We start from the raw sequence: 24,768 nt of genomic DNA, 5'->3' as shown, positions 1-24,768 counted from the left end.
ATCCGACAAACACGGTTATTTCTGGCGCTCGGCGTTCTCCATGATCTTGTGAAAGACCGCTACTGCGCCCTCGATTTCTTCGTCACTGATTCCTGCCAGCATTTCCTCACGCAGCTTTGCGGCCCGCTCGGTCAACACGTTCATGAATTCCGTTCCATCGGGCGTCAGGTGAAGACGGCGGGCACGACGGTCATTCGGACATGGGCGGCGCTCGATCAGTCCCTGTTCTTCCAGACTATCCAGAAGCCGCACCAGCGTCGGATTCTCAATGGCCATCAGGCGGGCCAGCTCGCGCTGGGTGAGGCCCTCGCCGCCTTTTTGCAGATAGACCATGGTGGTCCAGCGAGCCTGGGTCACACCCAGATCCTTAAGGCGCTCATCCAGTAGTTTGCGCCACCGCCGGGTTACTCTGGCTACGGCAAAAGGAAACTGATCTCTCATGGTCTGGAACTCCGGTAAAGGATGTCGACTGCCTGCTAGCGTAACGAACGCACCCCGGTTCGAGGCGCGGCAGTAATGAATATCGTTACCAATAGTAAGCTAACCATTGACATAAAAACAGATGCGCAAGGCAAAACAAAATCCGGGAAAACCGAGAGGATGTGGTGGTCAGCCCGTCTGGCGCCTCTCTTTTTCGTGCATCTCCACCACTTCCGGGGATTCGCTGAACTCTTCGTTACGAGGGTCCATTTCCGTCAGCACCGCAGAGGATTCCGGCATGGCGGGTATGAAGTGCTCCTGCTCTGCCACCGGCACGTCGTCGGTATGGCTGATGCGATAGCTGGTAATCAATGCCAGCAACGCCAGGAATCCGGCGTTGCCAAAAAACAGACCCTCGGGACCCAACTGATTCACCAGCTCGGCCATCACAACCGGACCAATGACACTGCCTACACCGTAGCTAAGCAACAACGTTGCGCTTGCAGAGACAATACGGTTGCTTTCCATGCGGTCGTTGGTAATGGCCACGGCGATCGGATATAGCGTGGCGGACAAGCCGGTAAACAGCCCCACCATCAGGGTCAGCAGCCACGTCCGATCGGCACCGGATACAGCCACCGTGACCGCCGACATGCCTGCTACCACAGCAACCCAGAACATCACACGGCGGCGATCAAAACGGTCACAGGCCAGTCCCAGGGGCCATGCCAGGATCATGGCTGCCACGATGGCACTGGCCATAAAGGTCGACACCCGGCTGACTTCGAGACCGACCAGGGTGGCGTAAACCGGGCCCAGTGCATAGAAAGAACCGATCATCACACCACAGATCAACGCCCCCGACACACCGGTGAAGGACTCCCGGGCGAGCGTGAAAAACGACAGACGCTCGTGGTGCTCGATCACCGGCGCATCCATTCGCGTGAGGGACAGTGGCACCAGTGCCAGCGTCAGCAGCACAGCTGCCAGCGAGAACGGAATAAACGAGGAAGGCTCACCCACATTGATCAACAGCTGGCCACCAGCCACGGATAGATAGAAAACAATCTGGTAGACCGCAAACAGAGCACCACGATTGGCGTTGGTGGCACGGCTGCTGAACCAGCTTTCGATCACCACCAGGACCCCGGCCACACTGAAGCCTGAAAGCGCCCGCAACAACGCCCAGAACAGCTCCGACACCGCCATGGGGTAAAGCAGTGCACACACGGCAGCCATGGCGGCAAACACCGCAAACGCACGAATATGACCGACCCTTCCAATGATGTGATGCACGTACAGAGTGCCAAGCACAAAGCCGATGGAATAACACACCAGAATCCAGCCAATGATATTGGGGGACACAGCTTCAATGCTCAGACGAACACCCAGCAGGGTCATTAAAAAGGCATTGCCGCTGACCAGCAGAACTATACTGAGAATAAGTGCTGACAGTGAGGTGACCATACGGGTCATCAGACAGGCTCCGGCATACAGGGAAAGTTGAGTAAGGGCGTGTAACAGAAAGATAGCAGTAACGCCGGAACATTACCGAAAACGAATTAAAACAGGGCGTTGTCACCAACACCACTACGCACTTGCCGAAACCTGCAATACCGCTTGCAGCGCTGTAATGACCGGCTTTAACATTATTTTACATTAAGGTGACGTAACACACGTGGGTAGCAGGAGGGGTTAACATGAGGAAGCTTATATTGCTGCCAATATTAACCCACGAGTCTCTCAACTCATGCAACCCACGCTAACCATGAGCGCCTGGTTATGAAAAAAACGGACTGGCCCATTCGGTGGGATCTGTTGCTTCGCTACCGGCTGATTGAAATCATCGCCCTGTGGGAAGGACGGCTCACCACCAATCACATTTGCCACAGTTTCGGCATAGGGCGTCAGCAGGCTTCCAAGGATATCAATACCTACCTGCGGGAACTGGCGCCAGACAACCTCGTCTACGACCGCCACCTGAAGGGATATGTACCTTCGCAGAACTTCAGCCCGGTTGTCACAACCGGCCATGCCAGCGAGTATCAGGATTTGCTGGCACGGCAGGAAAGCCTCAGCAATACCTTCGAGTCGCTGAACATCAGCCTGCCGGACAGCACCTTTGTGCGGGGGCCGCAACGTGTCATCAAACCGGAGGTCATGCGAGCGGCAGTGGCAGCCACACGATATGGCAGGGTTATGAAGGCAGAATACGCCTCTCTCAGCCCGGCGGGCGTTTCACAGCGTACCCTTGAACCTCACACCCTGGTTTGCGTTGGCCAGAGCTGGCACCTGCGGGCCTGGTGCGACTCCAATCGCGAATTTCGCGATTTTGCCCTGAGCCGCTTCCGGGGCAAACCGGAAACTCTCCGCCAGCGCAGCCGCCACACCAGCCACCAGGATGATGACTGGAACCGCCAGATTTCCCTGGTGATGGTGCCGGACAGCCGGCTGAACAAGGCGCAACAGGAAATCATTGCTGCCGATTATGGCATGAATGACAACTACCTGGAGCTGACCACCCGGGCGGCCCTGGCGCCTTATGTGCTTTCGCGCCTGGGCCTTGGCAACGATAGCCGGCATCCTGATCCGATGGTGCAACAACTGGAACTGGCCAACGAGGAACAGCTGGGCATTGCCGAATCCGCCCGCGAGCGGGCTATTAAAGCGGTTGCCGGGCTCTGCTAGACTGCCCGGGTGACCACATTCCGCGTTTTCGCCAAAAGGCTTCTGGCCCCCACACTGTTGCTCTTGCTGCCTGTCATTGCAGTGGCAGGGGGCTGTGGCGCTGCCGCCACGGCTATCTCAGACGTCCAGGGTGAGAAATCCAGCTCACCCCTGGCCGGAAAGACCGTCACCGTGGAAGGCGTGATCACCATGGATGCCCGCCAGAAGGGCGGGTTTCGTGGTTTTTACCTGCAGCAGCCGGACCACGAAACCGACAACAATCCCGATACCTCCGAAGCCCTGTTTGTCTATACCAACCGCTCCGCGGGTAGCGTCGGGGACAGGGTGCGCGTGTCCGGCCGGGTGAAAGAGTTTCACGGTCTGACGGAACTCACGGATGTTTCCGCCCTTGATCGCTGCGGTACGGGTGATCTGCCTGAACCGATTCCGGTGACATTGCCCTGGCCCGGAAACCTGCCACCGGAACACCTGGAAAACATGCGGGTTGAGGTCTCCGGCGAATTGACGGTTATCGACCACTACAACCTTGCCCGATATGGCGAACTCACCCTGGCAGCCCGCGATCAGCTCATCGCCACGGAAGTCATGGCGCCCGGAAAAGCAGCCCGGGCCCGCCACCAGAGACAGGATCGAAACCGCCTGCTTCTTGACGATGGCAGAGGCACTCGTGATCCCCGCCCGATCCCTTGGCCGGAGCCTGCTTTGTCAGCAGACAACACCGTACGGGCAGGGGATCGTGTTGGCAATCTGTCCGGCATTCTGGATTTCCGGTTCGGTGCCTGGCGCCTGCAGCCGGAATCGCCACCGGATTTCAGGCCGCGCAATCCTCGCCCCGGGGTGCCGCCAAAGCCTGAATCCTCCACCCTCAGGGTGGTTACCCTGAACCTGGGCAATTTCTTTAACGGCGACGGCAATGGCGAGGGATTTCCTGCTGCCCGCGGCGCAGGCTCGGCAACCGCATACCAACGCCAGCTATCCAGGCTGGTGGCGACGCTGACCGCACCTGACCCGGACATCATTGCCGTGACCGAAGTGGAAAACGATGGCTACGGCGCCGACAGTGCCATAGCAGATCTCGCCAATGCGCTGGGGGAGCAGTGGCACTACGTTGAGGCTGACGGCAGAACCGGCAGCGATGCCATTCGAACCGACCTCCTGTACCGCAGCGACCGGGTCAGAACCGAAGGCCGGAGCCGACGCCCCGAGGCAGCGTCTTTCCCGAGGCTTGGCAGGCCACCGGTAGCACAATTATTCAGCCCCCTGGAAAGTGACAACACACTGAGAATTATCGTTGTCCACCTGAAATCCAAGGCCTGCCGTGGTGCGGAAGGCCCGAACCGTGACCAGAAGGACGGCCAGGGCTGTTATAACCACAGCCGTGAACAGGCCACGCGGGCCCTGCTCGGCTGGGCGGATTCACTCCCCCGGCCCGCCAATATGGCCGGCACCATGATCACCGGCGACATGAACAGTTATGCCCGGGAAACACCCCTTCAATTACTGGCTGAGGCAGGCTTTACCAACGCCGTCAGGCAATTCCATACCTGTAGCGAGAGCACATGCAGCCAGACCAGCTATCGCTATCGCGGACGCCGGGGCACCCTCGATTACAGCCTGGTGTCGGAGGGGCTCGTCGGGCGGCTCACGGGCGCTACCGTATGGCCTGTCAACGCCGAGGAACCCCGGGCGCTGGACTACCGGGGTCCGGTTCCGGTACCGGAACACCAACCCTGGCGCTCTTCGGACCACAATCCTGTCATTACAGATTTCTCCTTCTGACCGTGACCTTGCTCCGCTGCCGCAGCGCCGGGGCAGACAGGCCAAAGCCCGGCACCGGATAACCGGTACACTGGTGTGATCTGACCTGAGCGGACGCAACCTGTGAAAATACCCACCCCCAATCTATGGCCCGCAGCCAGAACCGGTCAACGCTGGCTGGTTAAGGCAAAACGGCGGCAAACCGTTATCGACGGACACCGGCTCGTATACCTGGAAAAGGGCACTCAGGCCGCTGGCCGCCCCACCGTGCTGCTCCTTCATGGCTTTGCCGCGATGAAGGAAAACTGGGCTTTCTGGCTGCAGCATCTTCCCTCACACTGGCACATTCTGGTCCCGGATCTGCCGGGATTCGGGGAGAGCGATTACCACGCCTCCGCCAGTTACCGCTACGAAGACCAGGCTATGCGGCTCAATAACTGGCTCGCTTCCCTGGCCGCCGACAATGTGCACATTGCCGGCAGCTCCATGGGTGGTGCCATAGCCGCCGTCCTCGCCCATAAGATGACACCGGCATCCCTGACCCTCCTGAACAGTGCCGGCATTCCCGAACATCCGGAGGTGGATATCAACGCTCCGTTCGCATCCGATCGGGATCAACTGCTGATCCCCCGCGACTGGGCGGGCGTCTACCGCATGTTCAACAGCGTGGGTAATGGCAAACCCACTGCCATGGGCGTTGCCATGACCGGACTGCTTGGGCCGGACCTGCTCGGGCGCCGCGAGGCGCTGCGCCATATTTTTGATGACATGCTGGCCGATGCCCTGGCACCGGCACGCTATCTGGGGCCCCAAACCCCGCCATTGCAGGTGCAATGGGGCGACCGCGATGCCATTACCCCCACACGGTGTATTGAATGGTTCCACAACGCCACCCCCGAGGCGGATATCCGCCTGTTCCGTAACGTGGGGCACCTTCCGATGCTGGAATGCCCGGGCCTTTCAGCCCGAGCCATGGCCGGGTTCGTGGCGCGTCACTCCGGGTATGACGACAGCTACGCCCGCTGTTAATTGGCCTGCATATCCCGTTGACCCGTCAGCGAAGTCATGGGGTGCGGAGGCGCTACGGGGCATAATCATGCAAGAAGTTTGATCCCTGACATAACAACAACAGGAAACATGAGGAAACACCATGCGCGCCTCAGTATCGACACTCCAGGATCTGGGCATGCCGGCCATTTACCTGCATTTGCTGGCAGAGTTGTTACGCACCATCGGCGTTGACGAGAAAGCGCTGCTCAAGCGCGTCGGGCTTGACCCGGTGCGGCTGCAATCCACCGATCTGCGGGTGAGCCAGTCCCAGGCCAGTGAATTTGTTACCCGGGCCATTATCGAGAGTGGCGAGCCGGGGCTGGGCATCATGCTGGCGAGGGAACTGCGGCTGCCGCTGCATGGTGCCTTGGGAACAGCCGTGATGAGCAGCCGCACCCTGGAAGATGCCCTCGAACTGATGACCCGCTACCTGACCCTGAGGGCACCGCATCTGAAGGTGAGCCGCCGTCAGCACGATGATCAGGCGGTGTTCACCATCTCCTGCGATATCGACCTGGGCCCCCTCCAGGGCTTTATCATGGACGCCATGCTCTTCGGATGTGCCTCCATGGGCGCCCAACTGACGGGCGCTCCGGTGGCCGGTTCATCGATCCACCGCCGTGGCCCGGAACCGGCGTATTTCTACCGATTCCGCGATCAGATTCCGGTACCCGTGGTTTACGGTGCCACCGCCGACGCCCTTGTGATTCCACGCCAGCAACTGGCGCTGCCGATACGTTTTACCAACGACCAGCTGGCGGCCAGGTCGAAGGCTCAATGTGAGGAGGCACTGAGACTGCTGACGGAAGACGCCGGTTTCGCCTGCCGGGTACGGCGGGTGATTGAAACCAGCCATCCCTTTCCCCCCAAACTGGCGCGGGTTGCTGCCACGCTGTTTGTCTCCGAACGAACCCTGAAGCGCCGGTTACAGGCGGAAGAAGCCAGCTTCCAGAATCTGGTTGACCAGGTAAGGCTGGAGCGGGCCGGAGAACTGCTGGAGAAAACCACCATGAATCTGAGCCAGATTGCCGACGCACTGGGCTATGCCGATGCCGCCAACTTTACCCGCGCCTTCAAGCGCTGGACCGGCCAGAGTCCCAGCCAGTACCGTCATCGGGAATCCACGCCGCCGGTGACAGCAGCCGGCCCCGGATCGGTCGGTGCAATGGCCTGAGAGGCTCAGTCAATGCCGATAATCTTGTGCATCTGCAGGGTCAGGCGCCAAAGGGGATGGGCCAGACAGTAATCGGTGGCCTTTCGTGTATTGCTCTGTTTGACCGGGTCAGGCCCGCCATCCGGCGACGACGGCGAAGCCATGGGTGACAGGAAATAGTGGCTGGCCCGGATGTCGGTAAAACGCTCGGGCATGGCCAGCGGCTGCGGATAGACCAGCTTCAGTTCATCGCATTGCGTCAGTACCACCGGCGCATCCGCCTTGGGGCTGACACAGAGCCAGTCAATTCCCGCTGGTGCCGGCAGTGTTCCATTGGTCTCGACCCCCACTTCAAAACCGGCCCGGTGGAAGGCGGCAATCAGTTTCTCATCCAGTTGCAGCAGCGGCTCACCCCCGGTGCAGACCACATAGGGTCGCCCCGGTGCGTCGGGCCAGAGCTTGCGTATATGGGCCGCCAGTGCCTCTGCGGACTCGAAGCGTCCACCGTTCTGGCCGTCGGTACCCACGAAATCGGTATCGCAAAAATTGCACACCGCACTGGCCCGGTCCTTTTCCCGACCCGTCCAGAGATTGCACTTGCTGAAGCGGCAGAACACAGCTGCCCTGCCGGCCTGGGCACCTTCCCCCTGAAGGGTATAAAAGGCCTCCTTAACCCGATACATCAGTATTTCACCTCGTAAGGCAGCGGGTCGGTCAGTCCGTTTGCGGCAAACGCTTCCAGGCGCTCAACGCAGGAACCACAGCGGCCGCAGGCTTTTTCACGGCCGTTGTAACAGGTCCAGGTCTTGCTGTAATCCAGACCGAGCTTCACCCCTTCAGCGAGAATGTCACTCTTGTCATAGCTCATGAACGGTGCCTCAATACCAACCGGTTCATAGTTGGCCACACGGCATACCGCGTCCATTTTCTCCACAAACTCCGGGCGACAGTCGGGATAAATGGCATGGTCGCCCCCATGGGCGCCATACCAGACAGCCCCCGCCCCGGCAGTCACAGCGTAACCCGTGGCCAGCGACAGCAGAATCATGTTGCGATTGGGCACAACCGTGGCTTTCATGCTCTCTTCTTCGTAATGGCCTTCCGGAACCGCCACATCATCGGTGAGTGCTGATCCGGCCATGACGCCGGCAAGGGCACGGATATCAATAACCTTGTGGGGAATCGCCAGCTCAGCGCAGACACGCTGCGCACAATCCAGCTCACGGACATGGCGCTGGCCATAGTCAAACGACAGGGCATGAACCCTGTACCCACGGGCACGGGCAAGATGAAGCAGGGTGAATGAGTCCATTCCCCCGGAATAAATCACAACAACAGTATCGGTCATCAGGGAATTCCAGTCCTGGCCCCCGCGGCACACAGGGCCTTTAAAGGGGATTTAACATGAGTGGACTAACATCCGTGGACATATTGTAACAGTGGAATGCCATCATGGGTTCGCGTCTGCGGGAGTGGACGGGTAAACTCATTACACGGCTCACCAACAAAAAATCTGACGGAATGATAACCGAAACCAGCCCAGCATTTATTGACTTCGAGGCTTCCAGTCTTGATCTGATCGCAAGTTACCCTATTGAAGTCGGTATCTGCCTGCCTGACTGCACCCTGCATAGCTGGCTGATTCAACCCCATGTGCTCTGGCAGGACTGGTCGGAAAGTGCGGAAAAGATTCACGGTATTACCCGGCGAACCCTGGAACAGGAAGGTACCCCGGTTTCTGAAGTCGCAGCCAGTCTCAACCGACTGCTTTCCGGGCATGTGTTCTGTGACGCCTGGACATTCGACAGCTTCTGGCTGCATCGTCTGTTCCGTGCCGCCAACATTCGTGCGGAATTTCAGCTCGAATCCGTTTCCACCCTGCTGGATGCAGATCAGGTCAGGCTCTGGCCATCATCCCGCCAGCAAGTGATAAAACGCCTCGGGCTGCCGGTACATCGGGCCGCCAACGACGCGCTGATCCTGCACAAAACCTGGGAAGACATACAGCTACTGGCACTGCAGCCTGCCTCGGCCGCCAACGAGTCACGCCAGTTCTGAACCATCGGAACCTGTCTGGCTTCCCGGTTCAGTGCCTCGAGCGCCCGCTTCTCAGGGCGATCAGTTCCAGTCCGTCCCGCAGCGTATATAGCGTCCAGTAGGTAACCAGCGCCATCAGGCCGGCCCCTGCCACGGTAAAGGAAAAATCATCTCCTACCATTCTGCTTTGGGCCAGCGCCATATAGGCAAACAGCACCAACAGTAATACAACTTCTACAATAGCGTGGTTCTGGAATCTGGCTTGTGCTGATCCGTTTTCGTCGGACATTTTCTTCGGTTTCAACCTCTGGGTCTGGCAATCGTGAACATTGATTAGTGTGCGAATTATCGCCAGAAAACCGTCTCGGGTCTGTACGAACTAGTGGCTACGAGGTTTCCACGATGGCCCACTGCGCGCCGTTTGTCGGGCGCAACGGGTTTCGGGCACAAGGGTTCCAAACGGGCAAAAAAAAACGCAGCCCGGTGGGCTGCGTACAAAGGAGAGATCCATGCAGTACACCACAGATAAAAGGTGGGCACCGAAGGATTGCACAACGTAAAACACGTGACGGCGCAAATTATGATCAGTTCTTCCGGCGGCGTCTGTAGGGGTTTGCCGAAGCAGTTTACCTCTTGCAAAGCCTCGGGTAAGCGATACACTGGGATCAGTACCGAAGCCAGAATGCCCGGTGCGTTACACCGGCAAAGAGCCAGAAGATATGCGGAATAATCAGGATCATACAGTGATTGAAACCATTACACGCCGAACAAACGGAGCGTGCACGCAGATCATGGTGAAAGACACCTAACGGCTTTCGGTCAGTCCCGGGAGCCATTGGCGCGACCGGGCGAGCTTCTCCGCCAGACCCCGGTTGCCCCAAGGCACCGGGGTTTTGTTTTTGCAGCCGCAAAACGACAAGGAGAAGATCATGAAAAGACATCCAACAAAAGCAGCAAACCAGCCGGCAAGCAGCCGCATGGGCCCGATCAGACGCCCGGAAAAGCTGCCACTGCTGGATGCGATCTGCAAGAAACTGAACCAGCGCGTCAACCTGGATGACGAGCAGCGGGTGCTCGGAGTCTATGAACGGGGCTGGATCTTCAAGGGGGTGCTGGGCAACATGAATGATACCGAAGCCCGGTACGTGAGGGCACTTGCCACCCGTTACAATTCGTGGATCGCAAGGCAGGTCGCCTGACCAGCATTTTCAGGCCCGAACCGTCAGTGCTGGCGGTTCAGGCCCTGAAGCATGGCGGCATCGCCACCATGCACCATCGCATAGTTATTGACCACATCGCAGATCTTTTCCTGGGAATAGGGCTTCACCACGTAACCATTGGCACCGGCACTGATGGCCTTCTGGATACTGTCGATAGAATCATCCGCGGTTACCAGCACAATATGCTGGTCTTTCTTCGTTGCCTTGAACTCTTCCATCAACTGGTGACCATTGCCATCGGGAAGCCCCAGGTCCAGCAATATGATCTGAAAATTCTCATCACCGAATGCAGCCCTGGCACCGGCGACATCCTCACGCTCGACCACAGCTGTTGCACCGGCCTTGTAAAGCATCTCCACCAGCCGCGCCCTCATCACCGGCTCATCTTCCACCACCAGTATTTTCAGATCACTCATACCCTGTCTCCTGATTCTGTTTCATACCCGGGCACTGCCCTGTGCCTCAAAGGGATTCACCACCAGTGCGCCGTGGGATCGCCAGCGGCTCGTGCTTTGCGGCAGCCTGTGTCTGCTCCTGACCGTTGTCCGGGCGCGCACTGTCATGACCGGCCACATCCGACCCGGACCGGGTAAGGATATTACTGATACTCACCGCCGTCGTGTAGAGGGATATGGCAATGATCAGCAGAACCGGCTGCACAAACGCCACGAATCCGGGCACTTCCGTATTCCCGGTGATACTGAGCATCAGAATGATGGCCGGCCCGAGGACCAGAAACAGTGTCAGGGCAATGAAGAAGACAATGCGCTCCTTGTAGCGACCGAGATCCCGGTTGCTGACCAGACCCAGCACAAACTTGCCGATGGCCAGGCCCGCCAGTATTGCCGCAGCAATGCTCAGGTCCGGTCGCAGCAGTGTTTCGTATAGCTGGCCATCCCACAGCCGTTGCATGCTGATGACCAGAAACGGAAAAAGCACGAACAGGATGTCGGCATAAGTGCCGTACATCATGCTCAACGAATACTGTTCATTAGGCTGCTGGTTTTCACTCATCGCTCGTACTTCCTGTTGTTGGCAGTGGCGGTGCCGGCTGTCATGACTGTATTTTCCTGGCCTGTAAGGCCATATCGATCATGTCACTGAGAGTTTGCAGTTCACTGTGAACCCGGTCCCAATCCGGGTGTTCGGCCCTCATGCAGGCTTCGAGTATACCTGCCTGGCGGGTCATCTCGGGGTACCCCATCGCTCCGGCAGTACCCTTGATCTGATGAGCCTCGGTTTTCAGACGCTCCCGATGGCGGGCACTGGCTGCATGACGCATCACCTCCTTCCTGCTTTCAAGCCCGTCCAGAAAACGCTCAACCAGATGGGCGATGTCTTCGTCACTGATGGCAGCGTTCTCTCCGTCGTCCGCCTCAACAAGATACCGGTTCAGGGTAGCCAGCAGGTGATCCCGATCGATGGGTTTACTTAGCACACCATCGCATCCTGCTTCCAGCAGGGCCTCGTTCTCGGACTGGTCGCCGGCAGTAAAGGCGATCACCGGGCGCCGGAAACCCGTCTGGCGCAGCAACCGGGTTGCCTCCACTCCGTCCAGTTCCGGCATGTGGCGATCCATCAACACCAGCTGCACCGAGTCCGACAGTGCCCTGCGCACCGCCTGGTCACCACTGGCAACGGTAATGACTTCCAGCCCCTGGGCCCGCAACATACGCTCCACCAACCGGCAATTGTCTTCGTTGTCCTCGGCTACCAGCACGGTGCCGGAATAGCGGCGGGCTCCGCCCTGCTCACTTTCCGGTCTCACCACCAGGTAACGTGCCAGTACCTCGTAGAACCGCTGCTTGTCGATGGGCTTTGCCAGGTGATCGTTACAGCCCGCCAGGCGATAGTCAGCGATGTCCTCGGCCATGACATTTGCTGTCAGGGCAATCACCGGGGTATTGAGGCCCGCCTCCCGCATCGCCGCGGTTGCATCCCGGCCATTCATGACCGGCATCTGGATATCCATCAGGATCAGATCAAAAGTCTCCCTGAGGGCCAGCTCCAGGGCTTCCGCACCATTACTGACATGCACCAGCTCGGCGCCAGTTCGGCTTACCAGCAGGGACACCAGGCGACGATTCACATCGTTGTCTTCCGCCAGCAGAATGCGCCCGGACAGCTGTGGCGCCACCACCATGGGAATACTGCGCCGGCGCTGGGACAGCTCCGAGGCATCCCGCAGGAAGTGGACACCGTCCAGGGGGCCGGTATCAATGGAAAGTTCAAACTCACTGCCTTCGCCATAGGTACTGGTCACCGAGATGTCGCCCCCCAGCAGTTCCGCCAGCCGACGGGAAATACTCAGCCCCAGGCCCGTGCCACCGTATTGTCGCGCAATCGCTGCACTGCCCTGGGCAAACGGGTCGAACAGCCGGCCCAGCTGCTCCGGTTTCATGCCGATACCGGTATCCACCACCCTGGCTACCAGCTTGTGATGCTGGCGATCACATCGGATATTCAGGGAAATTGAGCCCTTTTCAGTAAATTTCAGCGCATTTCCACACAGATTAATAATAATCTGCCGGAAACGGGTGGGGTCTGTAGCGATGATTTCCGGCAAGGGGAACTCGCAGATTACATTGAAGTCCAGCCCTTTTTCCCGGGCTCTCGGCGCAAAAAAGGCGCGGATTTCTTCCAGCAGCTCCGGCAGGGTCACCGAAACCACATCCACATCCAGCTTGTTGGCGTCAATTTTCGAGTGATCCAGGATGTCGTTGATCAGGTCCAGCAGATGCCGGCCACTGCGCACCACGGTTTCCGCGCTGCTGTGTTTCTCTTTTTCAGTCAGGTCCGGATCAAGCAATGTCTCGCCATAGCCAATAATGGCTGCCAGCGGGGTGCGGATTTCGTGGCTCATGTTCGCCAGGAACTGGCTCTTGGCCTCGGCGGAATTGCGGGCCAGCTCCTTCTCCAGTCGCTCCTGTTCCCGCTCGCGCTCGATACGCTGGCGCTGATGCCGCTCGGTGGCATCAATGCAGGTACCTTCAAGGTGCGCCGGTTCACCGTCGGTGTCATAGACGGTGTGAAGGGAAATGGTGGCCCAGCGCTCGTCCCCGGAACGGGTGTAGTACCGTGCCTCAATACCCTTGACCGTGCCCCGGGACTCCAGCTGCCCGATCACCCACCGGCGAACCCGCTCATCGGCAAAACAGGTTTCCAGTGCGTCCGGATTCTGATCCAGCAGTTCCCGGCTGCTGCTGTAACCCATCAACCTGGCCATGGCGGGGTTGGCGGTGACAAAACGCCGGTCCAGGGACATCTGGAACACCCCCTCAATGGCATTATCGAACAGCGACTGGTAACGGCGCAGGTTGGCCAGTGCCCGCTGGCTCCAGCCCAGCGCTTCGCCCTGGACCTGTTTGATGCGATCCGCCAGGGCAAAGGAAAACAGGATGATCTGGGCTGTCAGACCGAACTGCGGAGCATAGGTGGTGAACATGTTCAGCGGCAGATAGCCCATGACCGTCAGGCCATAAATACCGAAACCGATCAGCGCCAGCGTCCAGGCAAAGAAGTAGGAACGGGCCGCCGGATTGTAGTAACGCCAGGACAGATAACTGACCACGATCAGGATCATGCTGAGCAGGATCGAGGCCAGCACAATCCACTCCATTGCCGTGTGATAGGGCAGGAACAGGGAAAGGACAAACGTCACCACGATGGAGTACAGACAAAGCTGGATCACCTTGTCCAGGTCCGCCGAACGTTCTCTGGTTTCGAGCAGGGAACGGGCCATCAGCAGACCCCAGAACCAGGTCATGATGATCTGGTAATGCAGGTACTCCTTGTTCAGCAGGGCGGGGCGGCTTTCCAGCAACTGGATACCGTGTACCTGCTCGGTGGCAATAAACACCGTGGCCGAGACCAGATAGAGCACATAGTAGATATTGCTGCGCTCCCGGACAGCGACCGCGACAAACAGGTTATAGGCCAGAATCGCCAGGATGCTGCCCAGCAGGATGCCGCGCACGGCTTCGTCCACCGATACTTTTTCGATATAGGCGTCCGGATGCCAGAGGGTAATCGGCAGGCGGAAGGTGTTGGTATTGGTAATGCGCAGATAGATACGGGTGGACGTGCCCGGCTCCAGTGACAGCCGGAAGGTCGGGTTGGGCACGGCCAGGTCACGCCCGGACCAGTCGCCCTCATAACCGGCACGGCGCTGATCCACCAGTTCGCCGTCCTGTACCACGTAGAGCACCACTTCATCCACCAGCGGCAGGGCAAGTTCCAGGATCCAGTCGGTGAGCGCCGCGCCGGCACCTACCTGCACATCGAACCGGGTCCAGTAGGCAGACTCGGTGTAGCCAAAATTCAGAACCCCACCCTCGTGGCGGGTAAACGGCGCCGCGTTGCCTTCCAGAATGTCGCTGAAACCGAGCTGGTGCTCCGGATCTTCCAGGTACCAGATACAACTGCCGAGGTCCCGCACACTGGTGGTAGCGTCGCTCAGCCGGATTTCACCATCCTGGCAGCGTTCCTGCGCCATCGCCGAAGCCGGGATGACGATAGCCATTACCGCAAGGATCAGACTCCTGAGCCACCGGATGTGCCATTGCCATTGCTGCAAAATGTGATCTCCGCGAGGGCAGATGCCTTTTATTTGATTTATTGTCAGCTGTCTTGCGAGGAGCCGGGGGTTCAACGGCACCACAGTCCACCACTTTAGCGTTTTACTTGCGATGACGCATCTCGGGGTCACATGAAATGAGACATTCCTGCATTTTCGCCACCGTTTCCCTGCTTGCAATGGCGCTGGCCGGTTGCGGGCCGGAATCCACCTCGTCCGATAGCAATTTCCGGAACCCGGCAGAAAACGTATCGCTGTCGTTCGAAAGCTTCACCCTTCGCAACGAGTCCGGCTTGCCAGAGACATTGCCCCGGACCATTTTCTACGACTTCTACCGTGGAATTGAACCGGCGGAGGGCGAGGACGACGAAGACATCGACGAGGTTGTCGGGAAACTTCGCGAACGCATGAATCTGTTAATGGGGCTGACGCCCAGTGACGACGGTAAACGCTATACCCACGCACGTAACCCGCTGGATTTTCTGCACGAGGTGATAACGTCCAATCAGGTGGACAACTTCAATCAGGGGCGCCAGCTGATGCGGGACAGCATCACCGCAGGGGAGGGTTCACGATACAATACGCCCGACAAGGACGCGCTGATCCGCTTTACCGAAACCGGAGACGTTGAGGAGGGAGCCGAGCCGGGGCCGGACCAGCGCTGGGTCTACACACTGCTGGACTGGACCAGCAACCCCCAGGTGAACAAGGTCTTCCGTGCTGCGCAGTTTGTTGCCAGAGAACCGGAAGATGACGACAGCAATCCGCCGGAAGTCAGCAGCGCCCTGTGGAGTGGCCGTTTTAATGGCCCGGATTTTTCAGTCAGTGGCTACAACCGGCCGGAATTTTCAGCCACCAGCCTCACCGGCCGGGAGCTGGGCGATGCGGAACTGAGACAGGAATTCATCGGCGACCAGAATGACACACTGTCACTGACCGGTACGTCGGGCATTACCATCGACGACGAAGAACCGGATTGTATCCGTATCGTAGTGAACTACAAAAATGCCGAGGTGCGGATTTTTACGTCCAGGGACGAAGAGCCCAACAATGTGGACGAGGAAACGGACGAGTCATCTCCGAATCCGGCGCACTGTGGCAATCAGCAGAATGATGACGAGGCCATTTTTTATCAGGCTGAGGTCATCGAACAGCGTCAGTAACTGGCGCTGTCGTTCATATTCCAGTTCCTGAGAAAGCCTTTCTTGCGGTCGATCATCCGTTCATAGGTGGAAATCATGATGGCTGCATGAGGGGCTTTGGTCAGCCGCAGGGACTCGATGCGACGTTCCAGGCGCTCCACTTCCGTGCTGATCTGCTGGCAGACATGAGAGCGAACGCTATCGTGATGGTCGAGCTTTACCGGGCGTGGCTGCTCCGGTCGGGGCTGTGACTGGGTGCTTTTATCCATGATCGTCCTCTTCCACTGAGCATTAATGATCAATACGCCGAAACCACCCATTCCGCTCTTTATTCTGTAATTCTGGCTCGGGGCCGCGGCAGAATGGTTGTTAATCCTTTTGTTTCGCGGAGCTTTTCCCGGCTCCTGCACATACTCTGGCAGGCTTCACCTACCGTGCATGATCCGGGTCAATACTGCACAACTGTCAGACAAACTTCAATAAAAATGAATAGAGTTTCATATATTGGTCCGTCAAAACGTCGCCGTCTCTGGAACCACACGCAAAAACCCCTGCTATAGTTCCACTCAATGCAAAGAATTATACAAGGGCCGGGAAGATTACTTATGAGCCAGACATCCGTCGCCGATACACTGCGGGAATATCTCTCTCTGCTTGAACTGCTTGACGATGCCTACTGGGAAGCCAGCACCATTCATCACAAGGACATGCTGTATGACATTATCAGCATTTTCAGCCAGGAAGTGGCGGAGATGAACAAGCTCAGCATCATGGACCACCACTACCCTTATGAAGTAATCACCGAGGGCATACGGCGGGTGGTACCAAAGCTGGAGCGGCTGGATGAAAACCGGGAAGACGTGATTCAGAGAACCCAGACCCTGACAGACTTCCGTGACATCCTGTCATCGGTCCTGGGTATCCTCGAAGCACAACTGGCAACCATGTAAGCCGGTTACGCCGCAACCAGCGGCCTCTGGTTTTCAGGGACCAGCGGGAACCGGTCGCACACGGTGTAGATAAACCGCGCCAGCGCAGGAATATGGTGGCCGACAATCGGTATGCCGGTATTGAGCAGGCTGACCGAAATATCCCTGGCCGCATCAGCCCAGCACAACTTGTTGATCAGCCCCACATGGCCAAAGGCATAGCGGCTTCGCTGTCCCCACAACCCCATGGGATTACCGCCGAGCATCATGCCTGCACTGAAACGCATGGGGATCATCATGGTGCGGTCAATCTGCAGGGACCCGAACTGCTGAATGGACCGCCTGACGGTCATCTCACTGCAGATCCGGCGCCCCTTCCAGACGCCGCCGTTGAGCATCATCTGGAAAAACCGGCTCATCTCCTCCGCGGTTCCACACAGATTGCCCGCAGGAATCACGGCTTCCTGGAAGCGTGGATCATTCACCACCCGCTCCACGGTACGGATGTCACCGCCGAGAGCACGGTTGACGATCCACGACACTGGAAAACGCGGTGTCGGGCCGGTGGCATAATTGCTGGCAAGCTGTGAGACATGCTGGGGGTCAATCCCGTAGGTAAACCAGCGCATGCCCATGGGCTTGCGGATGTAACGGTCGATAAAGGCTTCAATGGAATCACCGGTTACCTTTTCCAGTACCCGCTGCAACACAAAGCCCCCGGTGATGGCATGGTAAGCCACCTTGGCGCCATCCACCTCCACCGGTTTCGCCTCACACAATAATCGCCAGATTTCGTCCTTGTCCCAGAGCACATCGATGGGCGTCTCCCGGGGAATCGCGGGAATACCGCCCCGGTGGGACAGAATCTGGTGGACCGTGATGGTGCGTTTGCCGCCGCCGGCAAACTCCGGGCAATAGTAGGACACAGGATCCATCAGGTTCACCAGCCCCTGTTCCGCAAGGATGTGCATCAGCAAAGCTGTTACGGCCTTGGAGGCGGAGAAATAACAGATGGGTGTGTCCGTGGTCATGGGTACCTTTATGGTACCAGGCCCATCACCTGGGCCATTGCCTGTGGCGTGGCCGATGGCGCGATGCAGTATCTGCTCACCCCGGTGCCGGATGGACAACTGCAACCCGGGGTGGACTCCGGTGCGATACAGCTTCTCGACGCTGTGCCAGATATCCTCAACAACCTCCTGGCTTACGCCTGCCCGTTCCGGATTCTCACCCTGCGCATCGCGGCAGGTAACAGACGCCAGATCATCCGGGACAGCACAGGTATGAAGGGCACGGCGGGCAAGTCGGTTCATCGCTTAACCTCTGGTTATGTTATTTGTTTACGGATTATGGGCTTGTTGAGCCAGAGGTGCCAGAACCACCCGGTTGCGACCGCTGGATTTGGCCTGATACATCGCCCTGTCAGCGGCGGCACAAAGAGCCTGGGAGTCGGTGCCATTATCCGGGAACACCGACACCCCGATGCTGATGGTCAACGGCACGGTGCGGCCATTGCCCAGCGGCTGGGGCGTTTCACTGATCAGCCTGCGCAATCGCTCGGCCATTTCGCCTGCCTCGGAGCGGTCCATCTCCGGCAACAGGATAACGAACTCCTCCCCTCCGAAACGGCCGATCAGATCAACACTGCGTACGCTGTCCGCCAGCAGCGCACTGGTGGCTTTCAACACGGAGTCTCCGGCCGCATGACCATGCTCATCGTTGATGGCCTTGAAGTGATCAAAATCGATCCACAGCAGCGACAGCGCTCGCCCGTAGCGTTTGGCCCGGGCAATTTCCTCATCCAGTAACCGCGTCATTTCGCGGCGGTTGAACAGGCCGGTCAGCGGATCCCGGGTAGCCAGTTCAGACAGTTCATCCTCAAGTGTCTTGCGATCGGAAATATCCAGAATGATACCCTCGAGCAGGACATCGCCATTACCCTCGACCGCCCGGCCCCGCTCCCAGACCCAGATACGGCGGCCGTCCTTGCGAACCACGGGGTACTCGAGAGAGAAAGGTTCAGCGTTACCAATGGCAGTTTCAACAGCCCGCAGGATATTTTCATTATTATCAGCAGCAATCAGTTCGGCATAACTGACCCGATGGTTATTCAGCAGTTCTTCAGGCTCATACCCGGTCAGCTCACGGCAACCGCTGGACACGAACAACATGGTCCAGTGCTCGTCATAGCGGCATCGGTAAGCCATGCCGGGCAGGTTGTCCATGAGCGTGGACAGCTGCCGTTCACGTTGTCGAATGGTGATTTCCGCCCTGCGGATATCGGTAATGTCATGACCAATGGCGATCGAGCCGACTATCTCATCCTCTTCGCTCCTCAGGCTGCGGGAGTTCCAGGATATCAGTCGTTCTTCACCCTCTCTGGTGGTAATGCGGGTCTCGTAACCAACCACTTCGCCTTCATCCCGCAGAATTTCCTCAGCCCGGCTCCGGATCCGTGCCCGTTCGTCTTCGTCCGGATAGAGCCACTGCCAGATCTGATCGGAGCCCAGAACCTCATCACGGCGGTATCCGCTGATTTCCTCCGCAGCCCTGTTCCAGAGCAAAACCCTGCCCATGGGATCGAGCACATTAATCCACACATTTGCCCGCTCGATAACGCTTTCACGGAACTGGTTCAGTTCCCGGATTTCTTCCCGCTGGTGGTGGTGCAGGGACAACATGCTCCGGTCTCTGGTGAACTGGCGCATCAGTGCCAGAAACAGCGCCAGGGCCGTCACCAGAACAAACAGGGCGCCCTTGTAGGTCTGCACACGGCTCAGCGCCTCCGGATCAGGGAACCATTGCCCCGCCAGATAATCCGAAAATGTTATCCACAGCCAGCCGGCCAGCAGATACACACCAACAACCCACAGCGAGCGTCGCAGTGGTGTGTGGCGCCCTTTAAGCTTGTCCATTCAAACCATATCCCCGGGTTCCTGCTGTATCCCTGATGGCTCGCACCCCAAGGAACCGAATAACATCTGTCATCTGAACTGAAGTTAGATCACTGAGTGCCGGTGCGTCGAGAGTTTGTTGCAAATGATTACGCGCAGGCAACAGACAATGACTGTCCCGGGATGCTATCCAATGTGAACTGGCCTACTGTATGGTTAACAGAATGTTTTGTCAGTTTTCGTTGCCAGCGGCCCACGAGGTAAAGGTTGTCACGCTCCCATTCTCACGAATACAACGAACAACACTACCGTTCGCTGTTTACCTATAACCCCGATGCGGTTTTCTCACTGAATCCCGCAGGGGAATTCGTGCAGATCAACCAGGCGGGTTGTGATCTTGTTTGCGCGGTGGAAGAGGATATTGTCGGCCAGCATTATGAATTGCTGGTAGTGAAGGACGACCTGGAACGCACCCGTCGGCATTTTGAGGCAACCCTGGCGGGACAGCATCAGCGCTACGAAATCCGCATCCGGAATATGCATGGTGAGATCCTGCAACTGGATATTCTCAATATTCCCATCATCGTGAATGGCCGTATAACCGGCGTGCACGGGCAGGCCAGGGACCGGACCCGCGAACGCCAGACAGAAGCCCGCCTGCGGGTACTGGAGCGCAGTGTGGAAGCCTCCTCAAGCGGGGTCACTATTGCCGATGCGGGGCTGCCCGGGCACCCGCTGGTATACGTGAATCCGGCGTTCGAACGGATGACCGGCTACCGTTCGGACGAAATGGTGGGTCGCAGTTGCAATATGCTGCAGGGACCGGACACCAGCCCCACGGCTGTCGCCAGCATCCGCGCCGGCCTGGCCGACCTGCGTGAAGTTCATACCTCTTTGCTCAACTATCGCAAGGACGGCAGCTGCTTCTGGAATGACCTTTACATTGCCCCGGTGCGGAACATCCATAATGAGGTCACTCATTTTATCGGTATCCAGACCGATATCAGCGACCGTATCCAGCAGGAAGAGGTCCTCACCTTTCAGGCCAGCCATGATTCCCTGACCGGACTCCCCAACCGCACCTATCTGGAATCTCACCTGCTGGGCATCTGTCGCCAGGCTTTCGACCGGCAGCTTGCCATACATGCCCTGTTCATCGACCTGGATGGTTTCAAACCCATTAATGACAGTCTTGGCCACGCCTTTGGTGATGAAATACTGGCCCAGACCGCCCGGCGACTGCAGCTTGCCCTTCCGGATGATGCCACCCTGATCAGGTTCGGGGGCGACGAATTCGTAGCCCTTGTGCCCGGCGCGCCGGAACGTCAGGCCGTCAATCCTATTGCTGACCAGGTGCTAGCCCAGTTCTCACAGCCTTTTCTGAACGAGGATGTGGAGATTACCCTGTCAGCCGCCATCGGTATCAGTACCGTCGACACTTCAACTGACAATTCGATGCGGCTGATCCAGCAGGCCGACATGGCAATGTATGAAGCCAAGAAACTGGGGGGTAACAACTGGCAATGGTTCAACCAGACCCTCGACCGTCGCGTCCAGCATGAGGTGGCATTACGCCAGCAACTCCAGCAGGCACTGGCCAGGGAACAGTTCGAACTCTTTTACCAGCCCATGTTCAACAATGAGCTTGCCATCGTCGGGGTTGAAGCGCTGATCCGCTGGCAACATCCTGATCGCGGCTACATTTCACCGGCAGAGTATGTTCCTCTGGCTGAACGCACCGGCCAGATTCTGCAGGTCAGCGAGTGGGTAATGCGGGAAGCCTGTGCCCGGGCAGCACAGCTGGCTGACATCGGCGTGGACAGTATCTCCATCAACCTTTCACCGCTTCAGTTCCATCGCCACAACCTGGTGGAACTGCTGGCTCGCCTTAACGATCAGTACCAACTCAGGCCCGGGCAGCTCTGTGTTGAAATTACCGAGAACGTGTTCCTCAATGATCCGAAAGACGTGATCAGGCAATTGCGGGAAATCCGGAACATGGGTATGGAAGTGGCCATTGACGACTTCGGCACCGGATTTTCGAGCCTCAGTTACATGCGCGACATGCCCGTGGACAAGATCAAGATTGACCGCACCTTCGTCAACGGCATTGTCTCCAACGAACGGGATGCTGCCATCACCCGTGGAACCCTGTCCATGGCCCGGGAGCTGGGCATGAGTGTGGTGGCCGAAGGTGTGGAAACCGAGGAACAGTTCAGACTGCTGAAGCAGTTCGGGTGTACCGCCTACCAGGGCTTCTGGTACGCCCGGGCATTGCCTCTGGAAGACCTTCAGACCTTCACCCGGGCCCTGAATAACCGATCGAAGGTGTAGCGAGTAAAACGGGCACAAAAAAACCGGAGAGCCCTTTCGGACTGTCCGGTTTTTCTCGGGTCAGACAACCGGGAGAATCACCCGGCTGATCTGGCTCCGGATCACTTCACGGATGCACGGGCGTCCGCCAGGATCCTGTTGAAGGTCTCGCTGGGCTGCATGATTTTGCAGACCTTCTCCGCGGGCGGATGATAGTAACCACCAATGTCCGCCGGATGGCCCTGGATCACACTCATTTCTTCCAGGATCTTGTCCTTGTTCTCTTCCAGCTGTCTGGACAGCTTCTCGAAGAAGGCCTTCAGATCCTTGTCGTCGTCCTGCTTCGCCAGTTCCTCCGCCCAGTAACGGGCGAGGTGGAAGTGGCTGCCACGGTTGTCCAGCTCGCCGGTGTTGCGTGACGGTGACTGGTTGTTCTCCAGCAGGCGCTCGGTGGCCTTGTCCAGGGTCAGACCCAGCAGGCGCGCACGCTCGTTGTTCTGCTTCTCACCCAGTTCTTCCAGGGAGACCGCCGTTGCCAGGAACTCACCGAGGGAATCCCAGCGCAAGTGGTTTTCCTGCAGCAGCTGCTGAACATGCTTGGGCGCGGAACCGCCAGCACCGGTCTCGTAAAGGCCGCCGCCATTGAGCAGGGGCACAATGGAAAGCATCTTGGCGCTGGTACCCAGCTCCAGGATCGGGAACAGGTCGGTGAGATAGTCACGCAATACGTTGCCGGTCACGGAAATGGTGTCCAGGCCGCGGATCAGGCGCTCCATGGTCCAGCGGATGGCACGGACCGGCGACTTGATATGGATTTCCAGGCCTTCGGTGTCGTGATCCTTGAGGTAGGTCTCCACCTTCTTGATCAACTGGGCGTCGTGGGGCCGCTCGTCGTCCAGCCAGAACACGGCGGGCATGCCAGTGGCGCGGGCGCGGTTGACCGCCAGCTTGACCCAGTCGCGGATCGGCAGGTCCTTGGTCTGGCAGGCGCGCCAGATGTCGCCCTTCTCGACCTTGTGCTCGGTCAGCACGGTGCCGTCCTCGGCAACAACACGGACAATGCCGTCTTCCTTGATTTCGAAGGTCTTGTCGTGGGAGCCGTATTCCTCGGCCTTCTGGGCCATCAGGCCCACGTTGGGCACCGTGCCCATGGTGGTGGGGTCAAAGGCGCCGTGGGTCTTGCAGAAGTTGATCACTTCCTGGTAAATGGTGGCGTAGGTGCTCTCCGGCATCACCGCCTTGGTGTCCTTGAGCTTGTTGTCACGGGCCCACATTTTGCCGGAGTTACGGATCATCGCCGGCATGGAGGCGTCGACGATCACGTCACTGGGTACGTGCAGGTTGGTGATGCCCTTGACCGAGTCCACCATGGCAATTTCCGGGCGGTGCTCGTAGCAGGCGTGCAGGTCTTCGAGGATCTGTTCCTGCTTGGACTCCGGCAGCTGCTTGATCTTCTCGGTAACACTGGACAGACCGTTGTTGGGGTTCACACCCAGCTCGTCGAACAGCTCGCCGTACTTGTCGAACAGCTCCTTGTAGAAGATCTTCACCGCGTGACCGAACACGATCGGGTGGGAGATCTTCATCATGGTGGCCTTGACGTGCAGGGAGAACATCACGCCGGTCTTCTCGCAGTCTTCGATGCAGTCCTCGAAGAACTTGCGCAGGGCCTTGCAGCTCATGAACATGCCATCCAGCACTTCGCCTTCCTGCAGTGGCAGCTCGGGTTTCAGTACGGTCTGCTCACCCCTGGTGTTCTCGAACACGATGCGGGCATTGGTGGCCTTGTCCAGGGTCAGGGACTGCTCGTTGGAGTAGAAGTCACCACCACGCATGTGGGCCACGTGGGTGCGGGATGCCGGGCTCCATTCACCCATGGTGTGGGGGTGCTTGCGGGCAAAGGCTTTTACTGCGGTCGGGGCGCGGCGGTCCGAGTTGCCCTCACGCAGGACCGGGTTGACAGCGCTGCCCAGTACCTTGGAGTAGCGGGCATGGATTTCTTTTTCTTCGTCGGTCTCGGGATGTTCCTTGTACTCGGGAACCTTGTAGCCCTGTTCGTTAAGCTCCTTGATGGCGGCCCGTAACTGGGGGATGGAGGCACTGATATTGGGAAGCTTGATGATGTTGGCTTCCGGGTCCTTGGTGTACTCACCCAGGGCCTGCAGGTCGTCGGGTACCCGCTGGTCTTCTTCCAGGTAGTCGGGAAACAGCGCCAGGATTCGGGCTGCCAGGGAAATATCGCTGGTCTCGAATTCGATACCCGCGGGCTTGGCGTAGGTTTCAAGGATGGGGAGCAATGACCGGGTGGCGAGTGCGGGGGCCTCGTCGGTCAGTGTGTAGATGATCTTGGCTTTGGATGATGTCATTTTCGTCCTCAGGCTAATGGGTGAGTTCAGGACGGTCATGGCAGGGTCAGGTGTCTTGTGAACGCCCGACCTGAGCAATGACTGATTGGGAACTTTTGATAGACCTACTAAGATAGCATTTTTTTGATAATTCTGGTTACGATCTTAGTATAAGAACCGTCTAAAAATGCGCTAAAACCCGTTACAGGACGATGAAAAGGCAGGAATTTACGAAACTTTCGG

At 58.1% G+C, this 24,768-nt stretch carries 21 protein-coding genes; 9 read left to right on the top strand and 12 right to left on the bottom strand.

Annotation, left to right across the window (positions count from 1 at the left end):
- Window positions 1-15: 15 nt before the first annotated feature.
- A complete protein-coding gene (slyA, locus tag HLUCCO03_RS18660; RefSeq protein WP_027830351.1) occupies window positions 16-441 on the bottom strand; it encodes a transcriptional regulator SlyA in 426 nt (141 codons plus the stop codon).
- A gap of 168 nt (window positions 442-609) precedes the next feature.
- Window positions 610-1,896 (bottom strand): MFS transporter, encoded by a 1,287-nt coding sequence (locus tag HLUCCO03_RS18655; protein WP_027830350.1) that lies wholly within the window; start codon window positions 1,894-1,896, stop codon window positions 610-612.
- A gap of 306 nt (window positions 1,897-2,202) precedes the next feature.
- On the opposite strand from HLUCCO03_RS18655, the gene HLUCCO03_RS18650 reads away from it, so the two are divergent.
- From HLUCCO03_RS18650 to HLUCCO03_RS18635, 4 genes are all read left to right on the top strand, one after another.
- A complete protein-coding gene (locus tag HLUCCO03_RS18650) occupies window positions 2,203-3,108 on the top strand; it encodes a YafY family protein (protein ID WP_027830349.1) in 906 nt (301 codons plus the stop codon).
- A 9-nt stretch (window positions 3,109-3,117) separates the two neighbouring features.
- Window positions 3,118-4,887 carry an ExeM/NucH family extracellular endonuclease gene (locus HLUCCO03_RS18645; RefSeq protein WP_051603735.1) on the top strand — a complete coding sequence of 590 codons (1,770 nt, stop codon included), beginning with the start codon at window positions 3,118-3,120 and terminating at the stop codon, window positions 4,885-4,887.
- Between the two features lie 102 nt (window positions 4,888-4,989).
- On the top strand, window positions 4,990-5,895 hold the full coding sequence (locus tag HLUCCO03_RS18640; protein WP_027830347.1) for an alpha/beta fold hydrolase: 906 nt from the start codon (window positions 4,990-4,992) through the stop codon (window positions 5,893-5,895).
- A gap of 121 nt (window positions 5,896-6,016) precedes the next feature.
- Complete coding sequence (locus HLUCCO03_RS18635) at window positions 6,017-7,090, top strand: AraC family transcriptional regulator (RefSeq protein ID WP_027830346.1); 1,074 nt, start codon at window positions 6,017-6,019, stop codon at window positions 7,088-7,090.
- A 5-nt stretch (window positions 7,091-7,095) separates the two neighbouring features.
- Here the strand turns inward: HLUCCO03_RS18635 and queE are convergent, their stop codons facing one another.
- Both queE and queC read right to left on the bottom strand, forming a co-directional pair.
- Window positions 7,096-7,752: a 7-carboxy-7-deazaguanine synthase gene (gene queE / locus HLUCCO03_RS18630; protein ID WP_027830345.1), complete on the bottom strand. Its 657-nt coding sequence runs from the start codon at window positions 7,750-7,752 to the stop codon at window positions 7,096-7,098.
- On the bottom strand, window positions 7,752-8,417 hold the full coding sequence (gene queC, locus HLUCCO03_RS18625) for a 7-cyano-7-deazaguanine synthase QueC (protein ID WP_027830344.1): 666 nt from the start codon (window positions 8,415-8,417) through the stop codon (window positions 7,752-7,754). The genes queE and queC overlap by 1 nt, the downstream gene beginning before the upstream one ends.
- A 173-nt stretch (window positions 8,418-8,590) precedes the next feature.
- Here queC and HLUCCO03_RS18620 point away from each other — a divergent pair, with 173 nt between their 5' ends.
- Window positions 8,591-9,127: a hypothetical protein gene (locus HLUCCO03_RS18620; RefSeq protein WP_051603949.1), complete on the top strand. Its 537-nt coding sequence runs from the start codon at window positions 8,591-8,593 to the stop codon at window positions 9,125-9,127.
- A gap of 28 nt (window positions 9,128-9,155) precedes the next feature.
- On the opposite strand, the gene HLUCCO03_RS18615 is transcribed toward HLUCCO03_RS18620, so the two are convergent.
- Window positions 9,156-9,395: a hypothetical protein gene (locus HLUCCO03_RS18615; protein ID WP_027830343.1), complete on the bottom strand. Its 240-nt coding sequence runs from the start codon at window positions 9,393-9,395 to the stop codon at window positions 9,156-9,158.
- 640 nt (window positions 9,396-10,035) lie between these two features.
- Between HLUCCO03_RS18615 and HLUCCO03_RS18610 the strand changes: the two genes are divergently transcribed.
- Window positions 10,036-10,305, top strand: coding sequence for a hypothetical protein (locus HLUCCO03_RS18610; protein WP_027830342.1), 270 nt, complete (start codon window positions 10,036-10,038; stop codon window positions 10,303-10,305).
- Window positions 10,306-10,328: 23 nt separating this feature from the next.
- Here HLUCCO03_RS18610 and HLUCCO03_RS18605 read toward each other — a convergent pair whose 3' ends face one another.
- Genes HLUCCO03_RS18605 through HLUCCO03_RS18595 form a run of 3 tightly spaced genes read right to left on the bottom strand, consistent with a single transcriptional unit; the run spans window position 10,329 to window position 14,848 of the window.
- Complete coding sequence (locus HLUCCO03_RS18605; protein WP_027830341.1) at window positions 10,329-10,742, bottom strand: response regulator; 414 nt, start codon at window positions 10,740-10,742, stop codon at window positions 10,329-10,331.
- Window positions 10,743-10,788: 46 nt separating this feature from the next.
- Window positions 10,789-11,340 carry a hypothetical protein gene (locus HLUCCO03_RS18600; RefSeq protein WP_027830340.1) on the bottom strand — a complete coding sequence of 184 codons (552 nt, stop codon included), beginning with the start codon at window positions 11,338-11,340 and terminating at the stop codon, window positions 10,789-10,791.
- Between the two features lie 40 nt (window positions 11,341-11,380).
- On the bottom strand, window positions 11,381-14,848 hold the full coding sequence (locus tag HLUCCO03_RS18595; RefSeq protein WP_081813474.1) for a response regulator: 3,468 nt from the start codon (window positions 14,846-14,848) through the stop codon (window positions 11,381-11,383).
- A gap of 191 nt (window positions 14,849-15,039) precedes the next feature.
- Between HLUCCO03_RS18595 and HLUCCO03_RS18590 the strand changes: the two genes are divergently transcribed.
- Window positions 15,040-16,065 carry a hypothetical protein gene (locus tag HLUCCO03_RS18590; protein WP_027830338.1) on the top strand — a complete coding sequence of 342 codons (1,026 nt, stop codon included), beginning with the start codon at window positions 15,040-15,042 and terminating at the stop codon, window positions 16,063-16,065.
- On the opposite strand, the gene HLUCCO03_RS18585 is transcribed toward HLUCCO03_RS18590, so the two are convergent.
- Complete coding sequence (locus tag HLUCCO03_RS18585; protein ID WP_027830337.1) at window positions 16,059-16,313, bottom strand: hypothetical protein; 255 nt, start codon at window positions 16,311-16,313, stop codon at window positions 16,059-16,061. The two genes, HLUCCO03_RS18590 and HLUCCO03_RS18585, sit on opposite strands and share 7 nt — an antisense overlap.
- Window positions 16,314-16,649: 336 nt before the next feature.
- Here HLUCCO03_RS18585 and HLUCCO03_RS18580 point away from each other — a divergent pair, with 336 nt between their 5' ends.
- Window positions 16,650-16,994, top strand: a complete 345-nt coding sequence (locus HLUCCO03_RS18580) for a hypothetical protein (protein WP_027830336.1) — start codon at window positions 16,650-16,652, stop codon at window positions 16,992-16,994.
- A gap of 5 nt (window positions 16,995-16,999) precedes the next feature.
- Here the strand turns inward: HLUCCO03_RS18580 and HLUCCO03_RS18575 are convergent, their stop codons facing one another.
- Both HLUCCO03_RS18575 and HLUCCO03_RS18570 read right to left on the bottom strand, forming a co-directional pair.
- Entirely contained in the window at window positions 17,000-18,286 is a 1,287-nt protein-coding gene (locus tag HLUCCO03_RS18575; RefSeq protein WP_027830335.1) for an EstA family serine hydrolase, read from the bottom strand.
- A gap of 27 nt (window positions 18,287-18,313) precedes the next feature.
- Window positions 18,314-19,888, bottom strand: coding sequence for a diguanylate cyclase (locus tag HLUCCO03_RS18570; protein WP_027830334.1), 1,575 nt, complete (start codon window positions 19,886-19,888; stop codon window positions 18,314-18,316).
- 246 nt (window positions 19,889-20,134) lie between these two features.
- On the opposite strand from HLUCCO03_RS18570, the gene HLUCCO03_RS18565 reads away from it, so the two are divergent.
- Window positions 20,135-22,201: an EAL domain-containing protein gene (locus HLUCCO03_RS18565; RefSeq protein WP_051603733.1), complete on the top strand. Its 2,067-nt coding sequence runs from the start codon at window positions 20,135-20,137 to the stop codon at window positions 22,199-22,201.
- Window positions 22,202-22,302: 101 nt separating this feature from the next.
- Here HLUCCO03_RS18565 and HLUCCO03_RS18560 read toward each other — a convergent pair whose 3' ends face one another.
- Window positions 22,303-24,546, bottom strand: coding sequence for an NADP-dependent isocitrate dehydrogenase (locus HLUCCO03_RS18560; protein WP_027830333.1), 2,244 nt, complete (start codon window positions 24,544-24,546; stop codon window positions 22,303-22,305).
- Window positions 24,547-24,768 lie beyond the last annotated feature (222 nt).

The organism is Marinobacter sp. HL-58, from assembly GCF_001314605.1.
Taxonomy (GTDB): Bacteria; Pseudomonadota; Gammaproteobacteria; order Pseudomonadales; family Oleiphilaceae; genus Marinobacter.
This window is presented reverse-complemented; position numbering and strand designations above follow the sequence as displayed.

Excerpts from the sequence above, each read along its gene's own strand:
- slyA (WP_027830351.1), bottom strand. The coding sequence starts at position 441 with ATGAGAGATCAGTTTCCTTTTGCCGTAGCCAGAGTAACCCGGCGGTGG.
- HLUCCO03_RS18655 (WP_027830350.1), bottom strand. The coding sequence starts at position 1,896 with ATGACCCGTATGGTCACCTCACTGTCAGCACTTATTCTCAGTATAGTT.
- HLUCCO03_RS18650 (WP_027830349.1), top strand. The coding sequence starts at position 2,203 with ATGAAAAAAACGGACTGGCCCATTCGGTGGGATCTGTTGCTTCGCTAC.
- HLUCCO03_RS18635 (WP_027830346.1), top strand. The coding sequence starts at position 6,017 with ATGCGCGCCTCAGTATCGACACTCCAGGATCTGGGCATGCCGGCCATT.
- queE (WP_027830345.1), bottom strand. The coding sequence starts at position 7,752 with ATGTATCGGGTTAAGGAGGCCTTTTATACCCTTCAGGGGGAAGGTGCC.
- queC (WP_027830344.1), bottom strand. The coding sequence starts at position 8,417 with ATGACCGATACTGTTGTTGTGATTTATTCCGGGGGAATGGACTCATTC.
- HLUCCO03_RS18620 (WP_051603949.1), top strand. The coding sequence starts at position 8,591 with ATGATAACCGAAACCAGCCCAGCATTTATTGACTTCGAGGCTTCCAGT.
- HLUCCO03_RS18615 (WP_027830343.1), bottom strand. The coding sequence starts at position 9,395 with ATGTCCGACGAAAACGGATCAGCACAAGCCAGATTCCAGAACCACGCT.
- HLUCCO03_RS18610 (WP_027830342.1), top strand. The coding sequence starts at position 10,036 with ATGAAAAGACATCCAACAAAAGCAGCAAACCAGCCGGCAAGCAGCCGC.
- HLUCCO03_RS18605 (WP_027830341.1), bottom strand. The coding sequence starts at position 10,742 with ATGAGTGATCTGAAAATACTGGTGGTGGAAGATGAGCCGGTGATGAGG.
- HLUCCO03_RS18600 (WP_027830340.1), bottom strand. The coding sequence starts at position 11,340 with ATGAGTGAAAACCAGCAGCCTAATGAACAGTATTCGTTGAGCATGATG.
- HLUCCO03_RS18595 (WP_081813474.1), bottom strand. The coding sequence starts at position 14,848 with ATGGCTATCGTCATCCCGGCTTCGGCGATGGCGCAGGAACGCTGCCAG.
- HLUCCO03_RS18590 (WP_027830338.1), top strand. The coding sequence starts at position 15,040 with ATGAGACATTCCTGCATTTTCGCCACCGTTTCCCTGCTTGCAATGGCG.
- HLUCCO03_RS18585 (WP_027830337.1), bottom strand. The coding sequence starts at position 16,313 with ATGGATAAAAGCACCCAGTCACAGCCCCGACCGGAGCAGCCACGCCCG.
- HLUCCO03_RS18580 (WP_027830336.1), top strand. The coding sequence starts at position 16,650 with ATGAGCCAGACATCCGTCGCCGATACACTGCGGGAATATCTCTCTCTG.
- HLUCCO03_RS18575 (WP_027830335.1), bottom strand. The coding sequence starts at position 18,286 with ATGAACCGACTTGCCCGCCGTGCCCTTCATACCTGTGCTGTCCCGGAT.
- HLUCCO03_RS18570 (WP_027830334.1), bottom strand. The coding sequence starts at position 19,888 with ATGGACAAGCTTAAAGGGCGCCACACACCACTGCGACGCTCGCTGTGG.
- HLUCCO03_RS18560 (WP_027830333.1), bottom strand. The coding sequence starts at position 24,546 with ATGACATCATCCAAAGCCAAGATCATCTACACACTGACCGACGAGGCC.